Consider the following 15,687-nt stretch of genomic DNA (forward strand, 5'->3'; position numbering starts at 1 on the left):
CACTCGGTCATCGTGCCGCCGTCGTCTCCCTGGCTGCCTGGAAATGTGAGTGGTCGGTAGTTTGTCAGGTGATCGGCACCCCGGGGTGCCGATCACCTGACAAACTACCGACCACTCACATCACTGCCGTGAGCACGGCAGTGGGATCACGCGCCGTCGTGGCCCGCGTAGCCCTTGCCGTTGCGGCGGAAGACCGGGCCGGACTCGTCCTGGCCGATCGGGAAGACCCCCGCGAACGCCAGGAGGTCCGAGATGGTCGTGACGAGGCGGCCGTCCTCGAACCGGACCCCGTACGCCGGCGTCCAGTCACCACCGGGGCGGCGCATGAACGACTCCGGGTCGAGCCGCATCAGGTACACGAACGTCTCCGCCAGGATGCGGCTGCCGACCTCGCCCAGGAAGTTGCCGTTGCCCTGGACCTCGGCCTCCTTGAGCACGTAGTACCAGAGCGGCGTGCCGTCCAGGTCGTCGAGCGCCGCCACGACCTCGGGCGCCGCGTTCTGCCGCAGCTGCTCGGGCGTGAGCGGACCGGCGCGCAGCTCCTGGGCCACGGCCTCCCCCGTCGGGAGCGCGAGCATGTAGCCGCGCAGCAGGTTGCGCTGCGCGAGCTGCTTGAGCAGCGCCTTGATCGGCTCGGTAGCCGTGTTGCCCTCGTTGAGCAGGTGGCCCAGGCCGTCCGCCAGGAACGGGTCGATCTTGCGGGCCATGCGGAACGACAGGGGGTCGCCCTTGTCGGTCAGCCGCGGCCACTCGACCGGCCAGTTGGACGGCAGCGCCGGCGCCGGGTTCGCCGGGTTCGGGGAGAGCCCGCCGTTGCCGGTGAACCGGAACAGCAGGTCGAGCGAGGCGACCCCGCCCGGGCCGTTGCCGGTGAAGTTGACGTTGAAGTCGTAGGCGCCGCGCACCATCGAGTGCCCGAACCGGAACGCCGCGACCGCGAACTCCAGCGGCATCGCCACGCGCCGCGCGGGCCGGAACAGCGTGGGCCCCGTCGCCAGGACGGAGTCCAGCACGCCCGACTTGGTCAGGGTGCGCAGGTAGTCGTTGACGACGAGCCACTGGTAGTGGAACCGCACCAGCTCCCTCGCCCGGTCGAACAGCTCACGCTGGGTCACCGCGCACCAGGGCTCGTACCGCGCCACCCAGTCCACGACGGCGTTGTGGAACCGGATCATCGCCACGTGGAACTGCGCCACGATCAGGTTCTCGTCGTTGCGGCTGTCGGGGATGAGCGGCATGCGCTCGCTGCCCGGCGCGGTGCTGCGCGGCAGGTCGCGCTGCGGGTCGTCGCCGGGGGCCACGAGCGAGAACGGCCCGAACGGCTCGGTGCCGATGCGGCCGAGCCGCAGCTTGGCCGAGTTCGGCACGTACGCGGCCTCGCTGCGTGTGGTGCCCCGGTCCTTCTCGCCCTCGAACCGGGGACCGGACCCGTACAGGCTGTCCAGGTCGAGCAGCGGGTTGCGCCCGTTGTGCAGGCTGCGCCGCACCACGTCGGGCTCGAACGCGCGGAACGGCTCGCTCACGATGTCGCCGAGGGCCTGGTCGCCGCCGGGGCCGCTGCCGTCGTCCGGGCCGTTGGTGTTGAGCGTGATGTCGTGGTCGATGAACTGGCCCCAGTAGGTGTAGATGCTGGGGATCGTCGAGTCGCGCGGCGGTGCGGCGGGCGCCCCGGGAGCCGGCGCCCCGGCGGGGGCCTCGATCATGCCCGCGCCGAGCCGCAGCAGGGCGTCCCGGGTGGGGGCCACGTCGTCGCCCACCGGCAGGTGCGCGGCCGGGAAGTCCCGCGCGAGGTCGCGCAGCAGGTAGTCGAACGACGTCGTCGCGTCGAACCGCTGCTCGCGCAGGTCGCGGCGCACCGCGGCCTCCGTGCGGGGCATGAGCGTGGCCGTGCTGTCCTGCGGGTCCTGCGGCGCCTCCGGGTCGGCGGGGACGAACACGCCCCCGTGCCCGATCCGCCGGACCGTGCGTCCGGTGGGGGTCTGCGCCAGGTCGACGGCCTCGTGCGGGCTGTGGTTCGGGTCGCCCTGCGGCGGGGCCTGCGTGGTCTGGACCATGGGTCTCTCCTTCGCTGGGGGTGAAGGTCCTCCACCCAAGACGGAGTGACGGGGATCACAGCCACGTACACCGCGGCGGGTGAATGCGCCGCGCCCGGCCGCCGACCTGCGCCGACGGCCGGGAGCCCCGTCAGCGCGCGGCGCGGTAGACCGCCGTCGCGGCCGCCAGCAACTGCGCGACGACGAGCGCCGGTGTCACGCCCGTGACCACCGCCCACGCGAGCGGGATCGTGCCGAGCAGCGCCAGGTCGGGCCCCTTGATCCGGTGCAGCACCAGCCCGGTCGGGAACGCGCCCGCCGGGGTGGCGATCATCGGCACGTCCCACTGCACGGGCCCTCGGTACGCCGCGCGGATCGCGGCCGCCCCGAGCACGACGGCGGCGGGTGCCGCGACGCCGAGCCACGGCCCGACGCCGCCCACCACGGCCACGAGCAGCAGCACGACGCCCGCGGAGAGCACCGGCCACACCGCGCGGACGGCGCGGGTGGTCCGCGCGCCGAGCGGCAGCAGCGCGTCGAGTCGCGGGTTCTCCCCCGCCGCGCGCGGTCCGCCGGCGCCCGCTAGCGCCCCGGCGTACCCCACCCCGGCCAGGACCGCCCAGAGGCCGATCCCGTCGGAGAGCGCGGGCACCTGCACGGCCACGGCCCCGGTGCACGCCAGCGCGAGCAGCGCCGCGAGGGACGCGGGCGAGCGCAGCAGGAGGGCGGCGTCGGCCGCGACCAGGGCGCCCACCGGACCGCGCGCCGCCCGGGGCACCCACCCGAAGGCGCGCGACGCCGTCGGCCCGGTGCCCAGCGCCCGGCTGACGCCGCCGCCGTCGAGCGAGAGCACCGCGGCAGAGGCCTGCAGGGCGGCCGACGCGCGGGCGCGCAGCGCCCCGGCCCGGAGCCGGTCCAGGCCGCGCACCCAGACCACGAGCGCGACGGCGCCGACGGCGGCCAGCACCGCGGGCACGCTCCACGGCACGGCCCACGCCGCCCACGCGGGGGCCCAGAGCGCCAGGCCGAGGCCGGCCACCGGCACCGCGGCGAGCAGCAGGTCGAGCACCCGCCCGGGCAGGCTCCCCGAGGCGATGCCGGTCACCTGCAGCACGCCCGCGCCCGCGACGACCAGGAGCCCGGCGGCGCCGCCGAGCACCGCGTCCACGACGATCCCCGCCGGGGAGAGCCCGGCGAGCGCCGCGGGCGCCCCGCCCACGACCAGGCCAGCGCCGATGCCGACGAGCACCGAGCGGACCACGGACGGCGAGGTGAGCCCGGCCCGGTCGGCAGCGGTGGGCACCCACCAGCGCACCCCGGCGGCGGGCAGCCCGGCCGGGCCGAGGCGCAGCGCGACGGACGCTCCCCCGACGACGGCGAGCGCCAGCACGAGGCCCTGGACCAGGCCCGGGCCGAGCCCGAAGGCGGTGGCGTCGGAGCCGAGCAGCTCCCGCACCGGACCCCCGAATCCCCACAGGTACAGCACGACCAGGGCGAGGGAGATCACGACCTCGGCGACGTCCAGCGCGACCCGGCCCGGTTCGGCCGGGAGGTTGTGCGCCCGCACCCGCGCGGTCAACCGGCGCAGCTCGGCGCCGGTGAAGCTCTCCTCGTCGCTGCCCACGAGCCGCGGGAGCGCCCCGGTGCCGACGGGACCGGCATCGGCCGCGGGGGCCCCTGCCTCGCCCGTCACCGGAAGCCCGCCAGCACGCCCGGCGCCTCGGCCGGATCCAGGAGCACGGTGTCGTCGTCGGACAGGTGCACCGCGCTCGCGCCCGAGGCCGCCAGCAGCCGGTCGTCGTGCGTGGCGAACAGGACGGCGGTGCCGGCGTCCGCCTCGGCGCGCAGCGTCTCGCCCAGCCGGGCGCGCATCGCGGTGTCCAGGCGCTGCTCCGGCTCGTCGAGCACGAGCAGGTCGCGCGGCCGCACCAGGGCGCTCGCCAGCAGGAACCGGCGGCGCTGCCCGGACGACAGCGTGTGCGGCATGGCGCTGCCGTGCCGGGTGATGCCCACGTGGTCGAGCACCTGGTCGGTGACGGCGCCGGCGTCCGGCACCCCGTGGCCGCGGGCGGTCAGCACGAGGTGCTCGCGGACGGTCACGCCGGGAAAGAACGCGTCGTCGTCCAGCACGCCCGCGACGCGGGCACGGAACCGCCGCTCCCGCTCGTCCACGAGGCGGCCGAAGGCGCTCGCCGTCCCCGACAGGGGCTCCTGGAGGCCGAGCACGGTGCGCAGCAGCGTGGACTTGCCGGTGCCGTTGGCGCCGATCACGGCGACGATGTCGCCGGCCCCCAGCGTGAGGTTCACGGGTGCGCAGACGGCGTTGCCGCCGTACCCGACCACCAGGTCGGACAGCTCGAGGTAGGTCATGCCCAGCCCAACGCGCGAGGCCCGGAAAGATCTCCCGGGCGCCTCAGGGCCGCAGGATCTTCCGGGCCCGCGCCACGTCGTCGTTCATCTGGGCGATCAGCGGCTCCATGCCGTCGAACCGCAGCGTCGGGCGCAGGTGGGCCACGAACTCGAGCACGACCGTCTGGTCGTACAGGTCGAGGTCGGTGCGGTCGAGCACGTAGGCCTCGACGCGGCGCTCTACGCCGTCGAACGTGGGGTTGGTGCCGACGGAGATCGCGGCGGGCAGGATCTCCTCCTGGCCCAGGCCGGCGCCGGAGGCGGCCGCCCGGTCGTGGTCGGGACCGGCGAGGCTCGCGCACGTCGCGGCCGTGCCGCGGCGCAGCCAGCCCGCGTAGACACCGTCGGCGGGCACCAGGCCCGTGATGTCGCCGAGGTTGGCGGTCGGGAAGCCCATCTCGCGGCCGCGCGCGTCGCCGTGCACCACGGTGCCGCGCACGAGGTGCGGGCGGCCGAGCACGTCGGCGGCCTGGTCGACGTCGCCTTCCGCGAGCAGCGCCCGCACGGCGGTCGAGGACCAGCGCTGGTGGCCGTCGCCCTCGGCCACGGAGTCGCCGACATCCTCGATGGCGACGACCTCGAACCCGTGCTCCCCGCCGAGCTCGACCATCGTGGCGAGCGTCCCGGCGTTCTGCTTGCCGAACCGCACGTCGTGCCCCACGACCACGGTCCGCGCCCGCAGGCCGTCCACGAGGTACCGGGACACGAACTCCTCGGGCGTCTGCGCCGCGAAGTCGAGCGTGTAGTTGACCAGCAGGGTCGCGTCCAGCCCGGTGCGCTCCATGAGCGCCAGGCGGTCGTCCAGGCCCGTGATCAGCTCAGGGGCCGACTCGGGCCGGTGCACCGCCGCCGGGTGCGGGTGGAACGTCACGGCGACGGCGCTGGCCGCGTCACCCCGGGCGAGCCGGAGGATGCGGTCGAGCACCGCCTGGTGGCCGCGGTGGACGCCGTCGAAGTTGCCGATCGTCACCACTGATGGCCCGAAGTCCGGGGGAACCTGTTCCAGGTCCGTCCACAGCTGCACGCGGGTTGCTCCTCATGAATCGGGTGGCGCGGGCGCGGGAGCCGCTCACGCCGCGCCCCGCACCGGTCGCCAAAAGCCTACGGCGTGTTTCGGCGGTCGTGCGCCCACCGGCCCGGTCAGGGCGCGGGGGCGAGCACCAGGACGGGCTTGGCCAGGCTCTCGCCGCGGCGCTTCGTATCCTCCAGCAGCGCCACGAGCGTGCCCGACGGCGAGAGAGCCGCCACGACCTCGGACCGTCCCGACGGCTCGACCCACTGGCCGTAGCCGAGCGCGCGCACCTCGACGTCGTCGAGCTCGCGCACCGGAAAGGTGCTGCGGGCGGCGTCGGCCAGCGGGAGGGTCGCCAGCGTGCCGTCGGCGTCCGCCTGGGCCTCCAGCTCCTCCAGCGTGCGGGCGCCCGCCAGTGGGTAGCCGCCCACGCGGGTGCGGCGCAGCGCCGTGAGGTGGCCGCCGGTTCCGAGCGCGACGCCGAGGTCGCGCGCCAGGGCGCGCACGTAGGTGCCGGACGAGACGGTGACGCGCACGTCGACGTCGACCACGGGCACGTCGCGGGTGGGGCCGTCGCCGGGCTCGGCGGCGGTCGGGGCGATGCCGGGCTCGGCCGCGGGGTCGGCGGCCGCGTCGCCGGCCTCGACGTACACGTCCTCCAGGTCGCCGTCCGGCACGGTCGCCGTCACCGCGCGGACGTCCAGCACCTCGAACCGGGAGACGGTGACCGGCCGCGCCTTGAGCGCGACCTCCTCCCCCGCCCGGACGCGCGCGTAGGCGCGCTTGCCGTCCACCTTGATCGCGGACACGGACGTGGGCACCTGGAGGATGTCGCCGGTCAGGTCCGCGATCGCAGCGTCCAGCGCGGCCCGCTCCACCTGCCCGACGGCGGCCGGGTCGGCCACGGCGACGACGGACCCCTCGGCGTCGTCCGTGGCGGTGGCCACGCCCAGGCGGATCGTGGCGTCGTAGTCCTTGTCCGCGCCCACGACGTACGTGAGCAGGCGGGTCGCCTTGCCGATGCCGAGCACGAGCACGCCGGTCGCCATCGGGTCCAGCGTGCCGGCGTGGCCGACCTTGCGGGTACCGGCCAGGCGCCGCATCCGGCCGACGACGTCGTGGCTGGTCCAGCCCTGCGGCTTGTCGACCACGACGAACCCGTCGGCGGCCGTGGGACGGCGCGCGGGAGCCTGCGGGGAGGGGGAGGTCATGGGTACCAGTATCGCGCGGGTCAGGTACGCCGCGCGGCGTCCAGGCCCGTACCCGGGTACGACGCCGCCCGGCCCGACCGGGGCGTGAGCGTCCCGGTCAGGCGGCAGGCGGCGGCGGTGTCACGCACGAGCGCAGTGGGCGAGTGTCACTCGGCCTCGGCGTCGTCCTCGCGCGGCTTCTTGTAGGGGTCCTCGTCGCCCGCGTACCGGGCCCCGGCACGGAGCTCCTCGAGCTCGGCGTCCCGCTTGCGCGCCTCGATCAGCGCGGCGTCGAGGTGGGCGGCCGTCTCGGGGACCGAGTCCAGGTGGAACTCGATGGTGGGCGTCAGACGCACACCGGTCTGCTTGCCCACCTCGGAGCGGATCATGCCCGTGGCGCTCTTCAGCGCCGCGGCCGTGCCGTCCCGGTCCTCGTCCGAGCCGTAGACCGTGTAGAACACCGAGGCGTTCTGCAGGTCGCCGGTGACCCGGACGTCCGTGACCGTCACGAAACCGAGCCGCGGGTCCTTGATCCGCGTGTCGATCATCTGCGCGACGATCACCTTGATGCGGTCGGCGAGCTTACGAGCCCGCGGGTTGTCGACCATGGTCCAGTCCTTTCACATGCGCCCATTCAGCACGCTGGCCCGCGACCCGCAGGGAGTACCCCTGCGGATCGCGGACCAGCATGGCTGACTCGGCGATCGAAATCAGTCGCGCGGCTTCTCGCGCATCTCGAACGTCTCGATGGTGTCGCCCTCGGTGACGTCGTTGAACGACCCGAGACCGATACCGCACTCGAAGCCCTCGCGGACCTCGGTGACGTCGTCCTTCTCGCGGCGCAGCGACTCGATCGAGAGGTTGTCGCCCACGACCGTGCCGTTGCGCAGCACGCGCGCCTTGGCGTTGCGGCGGATGACGCCCGAACGGACCACCGAACCGGCGATGTTGCCGAACTTCGAGGAACGGAAGACCTGGCGGATCTCCGCGGTCCCGAGCTGGACCTCCTCGTACTCCGGCTTGAGCATGCCCTTGAGGGCCGCCTCGACGTCCTCGATCGCCTTGTAGATGACCGAGTAGAACTTGACGTCGACGCCCTCGCGCTCCGCCAGCTCCTCGACGCGCTCGCCGTACTTCACGTTGAAGCCGATGATCACGGCGCTGTCGACGGTGGCCAGGTTGACGTCGTTCTGCGTGATCGCACCCACACCACGGTGGATGACGCGCAGCTCGACCTCGTCGCCCACGTCGATCTTGAGCAGCGCGTCCTCGAGTGCCTCGACGGCACCGGACACGTCACCCTTGAGGATGAGGTTGAGGCTCTCGACCTTGCCCTTCTTGAGCTCGGTGTCGAAGTCCTCGAGGCTGATCCGCTTGCGACGCTTGGCCAGCGTCGCGGCACGCTCGGCCGCCTCGCGCTTCTCGGCGATCTGCCGCGCGGTCCGGTCGTCCGGCGCCACGAGGAACGTGTCGCCGGCGCTCGGGACGCTCGTCAGACCGAGCACCTGCACCGGGCGGGCCGGCAGAGCCGCCTCGACCGCGTTGCCGTGCTCGTCGAACATCGCACGGACACGGCCGTGGGCCGTACCGGCGACGATCGAGTCACCGACGTGCAGGGTGCCCGACTGGACCAGCACCGTGGCCACGGGGCCGCGGCCCTTGTCGAGGTTGGCCTCGATCGCGACGCCGCGCGCGTCCTTGGTCGGGTTGGCGCGCAGGTCGAGAGCCGCGTCGGCGGTCAGCAGGACGGCCTCGACGAGGTCGTCGATGCCGATCCCCGGCTTGGCCGCGACGTCGACGAACATCGTGTCGCCGCCGTACTCCTCGGCCACCAGGTTGTACTCGGTGAGCTGCTGACGCACCTTCGCCGGGTTGGCGCCCTCGACGTCGATCTTGTTGACGGCGACCACGATCGGCACGCCGGCGGCCTGCGCGTGGTTCACGGCCTCGACCGTCTGCGGCATCACGCCGTCGTCGGCCGCGACCACGAGGATCGCGATGTCCGTGACCTGCGCACCACGGGCACGCATGGCGGTGAACGCCTCGTGACCCGGGGTGTCGATGAACGTGATGGCGCGCTCGACGCCCTCGTGCTCGTGCGTGATCTGGTAGGCACCGATGTGCTGGGTGATGCCACCGTGCTCACCGGCGACGACGTCCGACTTGCGGATGGCGTCGAGCAGCTTCGTCTTACCGTGGTCGACGTGACCCATGACGGTCACGACCGGCGGACGCGCGGCCAGGTCCTCGTCGGACTCGCCGGCCTCCTCGGCCTCCAGGTCGATGTCGAAGGCCCCGAGCAGCTCGCGGTCCTCCTCCTCGGCCGAGACCATCTCGATGACGTAGCCGAGCTCCTGGGCCAGCGTGCCGAACGTGTCCTCGTCCAGGGACTGCGTGGCCGTGGCCATCTCGCCCAGGTGGAACAGCACGGTCACGAGCGCCGCGGGGTTCGCGTCGATCTTGTCGGCGAAGTCGTTCAGCGACGCGCCGTGGCGCAGCCGGACGACGGTGGTGCCGTTGCCGCGAGGAACCTGCACGCCGCCGAGCGACGGGGCCTGCATCGCCTCGAACTCCTGGCGCTTCGCCCGACGCGACTTGCGTCCGCGGACCGGCTTGCCGCCGGCACGCCCGAAGGCACCCTGCGTCGCACCGCGACCACCGGCACCGCGACGCGGGCCGCCGAAGCCGCCACCGCCACCGGGACGACCCGGAGCACCGGCACCGGCGCCGCCGCCGGCACCGCCGGGACGACCGCCACCACCGGGGCGACCGCGGCCGCCACCCGGGGCCGGGCGGTCACCCGGACGCGGCATGTTGGTCTTGCCCGGCATCATGCCGGGGTTCGGGCGCGGGCCACCGGTGCCACCGGGACGGGGCGCCGAGGGACGCGGGCCACCGGGACGGGGACCGCCCGGACGCTCGCCGGACGACTCGCCCGACCGCTCGGGGCGCTGCCCCGGGCGGGGCATGCCCTGGCTGGTCGCGAACGGGTTGTTGCCCGGACGCGGGTTGCCGCCACCGGGCCGGTCGCCGGCGCCGGGCGCCGGGCGGCCACCACGGCCGCCGCCGGGACGGGGCATGCCCTGGCTCGTCGCGAAGGGGTTGTTGCCCGGACGCGGGTTGCCGCCGCCCGGACGGCCACCACGGCCACCGTCGCGGCCGCCGTCACGACCACCCGGACGCGCGCCGGAGGGCGCGGCAGCAGGCTTCGGGGCACCGGGCTTGGGAGCCGCGGCAGCCGGACGGGGTGCGCCGGGCTTGGGAGCCGCACCGGCAGGCTTGGCGGACGCCGCAGGCGCCGCCGGGGTCTCTGCGGCCGCGGGCGCCGGGGCGGGAGCCGCCGGTGCGGGGGCCGGTGCCGGGGCAGGCGCGGGCGCGGGTGCCTCGGACTTGGGGGCCGGTGCCGGGGCGGGAGCCGGGGCCGGGGCGGGGGTCGCCTCGGCGGGCTTCCGGGCCGCGGGCTTCGCGGCCGGCTTCGGCGCGGGCTTGGCCGCTGCGCCCTTGTCGGACGCGCCGGCGGCGCCACCGACGGGGAACTTGTCGCGCATCGCTCGCTCGACGGGGGCCTCAAGGGTCGAGGAGGCCGAGCGGACGAACTCGCCCGCGGCCTTCAGCTCGCCCATCAGGGTCTTGCTCTCCACTCCGAGCTGCTTGGCAAGCTCGTGAACGCGGATCTTCGCCACATCTCTCCTGTCTCGGTCCGTCCCGGGACAGGGAGGACCACCGTTAGTACTGCGTACTCATCGCTGGGGACTCATCGGGTGCCCATCGGCTTCAAACCCGCTTCCTTGTCGACGAACTTCATGATTCGGCCGGGCGCTCTGTCGCGCCCGGTCGGAACGGTCTTGCGGTCGGCACCCTCACCGGCCGAGGTGTGCTTGTACCTCGCCGAGATCGAGAGGACCGTCGGTGCGCAGTGCGCGGGGGACGGCCCTGCGGCGCTCGGCGAGCTCCAGGCACTGCGGCTCTGGGTGAACCCAGGCGCCGCGACCCGGCAGACAGGCACGGACGTCGACGACGATGCGTCGTGGCTCTGCCACATCGGCATCATGCATCGCGGAGTCCAGCACCAGACGCAGGAGTGCAGACCGCTGGTCGCGCCCCCGGCACCCGACACACGTACGCACCGGGCCCGTGACGGGTGGTGTGGGGTGTGTCGAAAGACGGGCGCGTGGCCCAGACTCGGACAGTCTACCGCGCCGACTCACCGGGCGTTACCGGCCGCTCTGCGCGTCGGCGGCGGCGCCACCTGCGTCGGCGTCCGCCGCCTCGTCCGAGCGGATGTCGATCCGCCAGCCCGTCAGCTTCGCGGCCAGCCGGGCGTTCTGCCCTTCCTTGCCGATCGCGAGGGACAGCTGGTAGTCGGGGACGATCGCCCGGGCGGCACGCGCGTCGGCGTCCACCACTGTGACCGACGACACACGAGCCGGGGACAGCGCGCTCGCCACGAAGGAGGCGGGGTCGTCGCTGTGGTCGACGATGTCGATCTTCTCGCCGTGCAGCTCGGCCATGACGGCACGCACCCGCGCGCCCATCGGGCCGATGCAGGCACCCTTGGCGTTCAGCCCGGACACCCGGGACCGGACGGCCATCTTGGTGCGGTGCCCCGCCTCACGGGCGATGGCGGTGATCTCCACCGAGCCGTCCGCGATCTCCGGGACCTCCAGCTCGAAGAGCTTGCGCACCAGGTTCGGGTGCGTACGGCTCAACGTGATCTGGGGGCCCTTCATTCCGCGGCTGACCTCGACCACGTAGGCGCGCAGCCGCTCGCCGTGCACGTACTCCTCGGTGGGGACCTGCTCGTGCGGCGGCAGCACGGCCTCGGTGCCGCCCACGTCGACGAGCACCATGCGCGGGTCGCGGCCCTGCTGGATGACGCCGGCCAGGACCTCGCCCTCCTTGCCGCGGAAGGTGCCGAGCACCTGGTCGTCCTCGGCGTCCCGCAGGCGCTGCACGATCACCTGCCGGGCCGTCGCGGTGGCGATGCGGCCGAAGTCCTGGGGCGTGTCGTCGAACTCGGGGCCGAGCTCCACGGCGGGACGGGCGTCGGGGTCCTCGGGGTCCGCCTCGACGGGCAGCTCCTCGCGCGCCCAGACCGTCACGTGGCCCGACGCGCGGTCCACCTCGACGCGGGCCCGGTTGTAGGCGTCCGGGGTGCGGTGGTAGGCCGAGAGGAGGGCCTGCTCGATGGCCGCGACGAGGACGTCCAGGCTGAGGTCCCTCTCGCGCTCCAGCATCCGGAGCGTGGTCATGTCGATGTCCATGTCAGCCTTCCTCGTTGCGGCCGGGGCGAAACCCGGTCGGGTTGTCCGTACCAGCACCGTCCGAGTCCTCGTCGGTGTCTTCACCTGCACTCTCGCCCAGTTCCGAATCCTCGGCATCCTGGGCGTCCTCGAGCCTGCGGAGCTCGACCTCGACCTTGCCCCGCGTGACGTCAGCGACGGGGATCCGCCGGTCGTCGTCGAGCACCAGGACGGCGCCGTCGGTGTCGTCGAGCACGTCGGTCAGCCGGCCCTCGGCACGGCTGCCGTCGGTGAGCTTGAGCGTGACCATACGGGTCCGGGCACGCTTGAAGTGACGCAGCTCGGTCAGCGGCCGGGACGTGCCCGGCGTGGAGATCTCGAGCGTGTAGGCACCGGCGACGACGTCGTCCGTGTCCAGCGCCGCGGAGATCGCGCGCGACACGTCGCCCAGCGCGTCGGAGTCCAGGCTGCCGACGGCGTCGTCCGGCAGGTCGACCGTGACGCGGACCACGGACTTGCTGCCCGCCCGCGTGGCGCTGACCTCCTCGAGGTAGAGCCCGGCGGCCTCGACCACCGGCCCTACCACCCCGCGGACCGCATCCGCCTGCTGTGTCATCGACTGCCTCCCGTCGGCTCCCCCATGCGCGGGGGCACGGTTCGAGCCGGAACGGTTCGACCGATGTGCTGTTGTTGTCTGCGTCAAGCCTAACGAAGCCTCCGACCTCGGCACTTCGCGAAGAACGTGATGTCCGTGACCCGACCGCAATCGGCCGGGCGACGAACGGGGTTCCGGAACGTGACATCATCGGCCACGATGAACGCCTCGAACCGCACGGCCCGTACCCGACGCCGGTCAGGTCTGACCGCGCTGGCCCTGACCTGCGCGATCATTCTCTCAGGTTGCGGGCTGCGGCTCGAGACACCGCCGCCGACCGAGCCGGTGCCGGACGCCGTGGAGGTGCTGCGGCGGACCGCCGTGGCCGACGCGCTGCTCGTGGCCGACCAGGCCACCGCCGCGGCCGAGACCGACGGGATCGAGCCCGCGGTCGAGTCGGAGCTGACCGAGATCGCCGAGTCCGCGACCGTACAGGCGGAGCAGCTCGGCGGCGAGTACGACTCCGGCCTCGGGGACCTCGTGTCAGAAGACCCCGGCGCCTCGCCGTCGGCGCACGTCCAGGAGCAGACGCCGCGGGCCGTCGTCGCCTCCCTGCGCGACGCCGCCACCCGCACCCGGGCCGCCGCCGACCAGGCGCAGTCCGGACCGCTGGGCCGGCTGCTCGCCTCGATCTCGACGTCGCAGACGCAGCAGGCGCAGGAGCTCGCGCGGCTCACCGACGTCAAGGGCCCGACGCTGCCCTCCACGAAGATCCCCGAGCCCGCCGACCCCGCCCCGCAGCCCAGCGAGGGCGACGACGACGCCGCGACCCCGGCGGCAACCGTGAGCGAGGCGCCCGTGGCGCCGACCGGGCTGTCCGCCGAGGACCTGAGCGCCCTGATCCTGGCCGAGGACACCGCGGGCTACGCGCTCGAGGTGCGCGCCGCGCAGTCCAGCGGCGACACCCGCACCCGGGCGCACGACCGCGCGGAGCTGCACCGCGCGCGGGCGCAGGCGTGGGCGCTGGTCGCCGGCGTCGACGGGACCGACCAGGACCCGCGCCGCGTCGCGTACGACGTCCCCGGTTCGGAGACGCCGACGACCGACCTGGCCCGCGACCTGGAGACCGGCCTGGCGCAGGACTACGCCACGCTGGTCGGCATCGCCGAGCCGGGGACCCGCGCCGTCCTGGTCGCGCTGCTGACCGACTCCACGCTGGCCGCGGCCCGGTGGGGCGCACCGGCGGTCCCGTTCCCGGGGCTGCCGGAGCAGGCCTGACGGCCGGGTTCGCACGGGCCGGCCCCGAAGGGCCGGCCCGCTGAGGGAGCTCAGGCGAGGAGCGCCGCGACCTTCTCGGCCACGGCGTCCACGATGCCGTCGACGGGGAACTGCTCCGCCTCGCCCGCACGCGGCCGGACCTCGACCACGCCGTCGGCCAGGGCCTTGCCCACGGTGACCACGAGCGGGGCGCCGAGCAGCTCGGCATCCTTGAACTTCACGCCCGGCGACGTCTTGCCGGCCCGGTCGTCGTAGAGCACCTCGACGCCGCGGGCGGCGAGCTCCTCGGCGATCTTCTCGGCCGCCTCGAACACCGCGGCCTCCTTGCCCGCCGCGACCAGGTGCACGTGCACCGGGGCGACGTGTGCCGGCCACGCCAGGCCCTTCTCGTCGTGGTTGGCCTCGGCCAGCGCGGCCAGGGCACGCGTCACGCCGACGCCGTACGAACCCATGGTCACCACGGCCTGCTTGCCGTTCTCGTCGAGCACGACGAGGCCCAGGGCCTCGGCGTACTTGCGGCCGAGCTGGAAGATGTGGCCCATCTCGATGCCGCGCGCCAGCTGCAGCGGGCCGGAGCCGTCGGGCGCCGGGTCACCGGCGCGCACCTCGGCGGCCTCGACGGTGCCGTCGGCCGTGAAGTCCCGCCCGGCCACCAGGTCGAACACGTGCTTGCCGGGCTCGTTGGCGCCCGTGATCCAGCGGGTGCCGGCCACCACGCGGGGGTCGAGCAGGTAGCGGATGGCCGGGACCTTCTCGCCGTCCTCGCCCTCGACCTGCTCGCCCTGGGGGCCGAGCGCCTGCGGCCCGATGTAGCCCTTGACCAGCTGAGGGAACTTCTTGAAGTCCTCCTCGGTGGCGGCCTCGGGCTCGGCCGGCGTCAGCGCCGCCTCGATGCGCTTGAGGTCGACCTCGCGGTCGCCGGGCAGGCCGACGACGACGAGCTCGCGGGTCCCGTCGGGCTGCACGAGCGCGAGCACCACGTTCTTCAGGGTGTCGGCGGCGGTCCAGGCCCGGTCGGGGCGCGGGAACTTCGCGTTGGCGACGTCGACCAGCGTGGCGATCGTCGGGGTGTCAGGGGTGTCCTCGACGTGGGCCGCGGGGGCGTCGTCGTACGGGATCGCCTCGGGGACCGGGGTGACCACGGCCTCGACGTTGGCGGCGTAGCCGCCGGCCGAGCGCACGAACGTGTCCTCGCCGATGGGCGAGGGCGAGAGGAACTCCTCCGAGCGGGAGCCGCCCATGGCCCCCGACATCGCGGAGACGATCACGTAGTCCAGGCCGAGGCGCGTGAAGATCTTCTCGTACGCCTCGCGGTGCTTCTGGTAGCTGACGTCCAGGCCCTCGTCCTTGACGTCGAACGAGTACGAGTCCTTCATGATGAACTCGCGCCCGCGGATCAGGCCCGCGCGGGGGCGCGCCTCGTCGCGGTACTTGGTCTGGATCTGGAACAGCGTGACCGGCAGGTCCTTGTACGACGAGTACAGGTCCTTGACCAGGAGCGCGAACATCTCCTCGTGCGTGGGCGCGAGAAGGTAGTCGGCGTCCTTGCGGTCCTTGAGCCGGAACAGGCCGGCGCCGTACTCCTCCCAGCGGCCCGTCGCCTCGTAGGGCTCCCGCGGCAGCAGCGCCGGGAAGTGCACCTCCTGGCCGCCGATCGCGACCATCTCCTCGCGGACGATCGCCTCGATCTTGGCCAGCACCCGCAGGCCGAGCGGCAGCCACGAGTAGATGCCCGGGGCGGCCCGGCGGATGTACCCGGCCCGCACGAGGAGCTTGTGGCTGGCGACCTCGGCCTCGGCCGGGTCCTCGCGCAGGGTTCGGACGAAGAGGGACGACATGCGCAGCACGTCGCCCTGAGTGAGGCGTGCGGAAGACATGGGGCACAGCCTATCCGCGCGGGGCCCCGCGGCTCGCCCGGAATTAGTGG

General features: G+C 73.9%; 12 protein-coding genes. 1 reads left to right on the plus strand and 11 read right to left on the minus strand.

The genetic code is table 11. The annotated features are described in order from the left end of the window. Positions 1 to 146 precede the first annotated feature (146 nt). The 10 genes from H291_RS30910 to rimP all read right to left on the minus strand — a co-directional run bounded on the left by H291_RS30910 (position 147) and on the right by rimP (position 12,503). The gene (locus tag H291_RS30910; RefSeq protein WP_020016812.1) at positions 147 to 2,054 is read right to left on the minus strand and encodes a peroxidase family protein; all 1,908 of its coding nucleotides are present in this window, start codon (positions 2,052 to 2,054) and stop codon (positions 147 to 149) included. Between the two features lie 130 nt (positions 2,055 to 2,184). Further along, positions 2,185 to 3,726 carry a DUF6297 family protein gene (locus H291_RS0120080; RefSeq protein ID WP_020016813.1) on the minus strand — a complete coding sequence of 514 codons (1,542 nt, stop codon included), beginning with the start codon at positions 3,724 to 3,726 and terminating at the stop codon, positions 2,185 to 2,187. Continuing rightward, complete coding sequence (locus H291_RS0120085) at positions 3,723 to 4,403, minus strand: ABC transporter ATP-binding protein (RefSeq protein ID WP_020016814.1); 681 nt, start codon at positions 4,401 to 4,403, stop codon at positions 3,723 to 3,725. Before H291_RS0120085 ends, H291_RS0120080 begins: the two co-directional genes overlap by 4 nt. Positions 4,404 to 4,446: 43 nt before the next feature. Further along, a complete protein-coding gene (locus H291_RS0120090) occupies positions 4,447 to 5,466 on the minus strand; it encodes a bifunctional riboflavin kinase/FAD synthetase (RefSeq protein ID WP_026365942.1) in 1,020 nt (339 codons plus the stop codon). A 116-nt stretch (positions 5,467 to 5,582) separates the two neighbouring features. Further along, a complete protein-coding gene (gene truB, locus H291_RS0120095) occupies positions 5,583 to 6,665 on the minus strand; it encodes a tRNA pseudouridine(55) synthase TruB (RefSeq protein ID WP_020016816.1) in 1,083 nt (360 codons plus the stop codon). A 146-nt stretch (positions 6,666 to 6,811) separates the two neighbouring features. Continuing rightward, positions 6,812 to 7,252 carry a 30S ribosome-binding factor RbfA gene (gene rbfA, locus H291_RS0120100; protein ID WP_020016817.1) on the minus strand — a complete coding sequence of 147 codons (441 nt, stop codon included), beginning with the start codon at positions 7,250 to 7,252 and terminating at the stop codon, positions 6,812 to 6,814. 102 nt (positions 7,253 to 7,354) lie between these two features. Next, on the minus strand, positions 7,355 to 10,327 hold the full coding sequence (gene infB, locus H291_RS0120105) for a translation initiation factor IF-2 (RefSeq protein WP_020016818.1): 2,973 nt from the start codon (positions 10,325 to 10,327) through the stop codon (positions 7,355 to 7,357). Positions 10,328 to 10,504: 177 nt separating this feature from the next. Continuing rightward, positions 10,505 to 10,852 (minus strand): YlxR family protein, encoded by a 348-nt coding sequence (locus tag H291_RS33445; protein ID WP_084468284.1) that lies wholly within the window; start codon positions 10,850 to 10,852, stop codon positions 10,505 to 10,507. Between the two features lie 6 nt (positions 10,853 to 10,858). Then, positions 10,859 to 11,908, minus strand: coding sequence for a transcription termination factor NusA (gene nusA / locus H291_RS0120115; RefSeq protein WP_020016820.1), 1,050 nt, complete (start codon positions 11,906 to 11,908; stop codon positions 10,859 to 10,861). A gap of 1 nt (position 11,909) precedes the next feature. Further along, a complete protein-coding gene (gene rimP / locus H291_RS0120120) occupies positions 11,910 to 12,503 on the minus strand; it encodes a ribosome maturation factor RimP (protein WP_051109560.1) in 594 nt (197 codons plus the stop codon). A 198-nt stretch (positions 12,504 to 12,701) separates the two neighbouring features. Here rimP and H291_RS0120125 point away from each other — a divergent pair, with 198 nt between their 5' ends. Then, positions 12,702 to 13,760, plus strand: a complete 1,059-nt coding sequence (locus H291_RS0120125) for a DUF4439 domain-containing protein (protein ID WP_157237203.1) — start codon at positions 12,702 to 12,704, stop codon at positions 13,758 to 13,760. Between the two features lie 50 nt (positions 13,761 to 13,810). Here the strand turns inward: H291_RS0120125 and H291_RS0120130 are convergent, their stop codons facing one another. After that, positions 13,811 to 15,637: a proline--tRNA ligase gene (locus H291_RS0120130; RefSeq protein ID WP_232216123.1), complete on the minus strand. Its 1,827-nt coding sequence runs from the start codon at positions 15,635 to 15,637 to the stop codon at positions 13,811 to 13,813. Positions 15,638 to 15,687: the final 50 nt, after the last annotated feature.

Source organism: Promicromonospora sukumoe 327MFSha3.1 (genome assembly GCF_000385135.1).
In the GTDB taxonomy this organism is placed as follows: Bacteria; Actinomycetota; Actinomycetes; order Actinomycetales; family Cellulomonadaceae; genus Promicromonospora; species Promicromonospora sukumoe_B.

Coding starts and splice junctions, on each gene's coding strand:
- H291_RS0120125 (WP_157237203.1), top strand. CDS start 12,702: ATGAACGCCTCGAACCGCACGGCCCGTACCCGACGCCGGTCAGGTCTG.
- H291_RS30910 (WP_020016812.1), bottom strand. CDS start 2,054: ATGGTCCAGACCACGCAGGCCCCGCCGCAGGGCGACCCGAACCACAGC.
- nusA (WP_020016820.1), bottom strand. CDS start 11,908: ATGGACATCGACATGACCACGCTCCGGATGCTGGAGCGCGAGAGGGAC.
- rimP (WP_051109560.1), bottom strand. CDS start 12,503: ATGACACAGCAGGCGGATGCGGTCCGCGGGGTGGTAGGGCCGGTGGTC.
- rbfA (WP_020016817.1), bottom strand. CDS start 7,252: ATGGTCGACAACCCGCGGGCTCGTAAGCTCGCCGACCGCATCAAGGTG.
- truB (WP_020016816.1), bottom strand. CDS start 6,665: ATGACCTCCCCCTCCCCGCAGGCTCCCGCGCGCCGTCCCACGGCCGCC.
- H291_RS0120130 (WP_232216123.1), bottom strand. CDS start 15,637: ATGTCTTCCGCACGCCTCACTCAGGGCGACGTGCTGCGCATGTCGTCC.
- H291_RS0120085 (WP_020016814.1), bottom strand. CDS start 4,403: ATGACCTACCTCGAGCTGTCCGACCTGGTGGTCGGGTACGGCGGCAAC.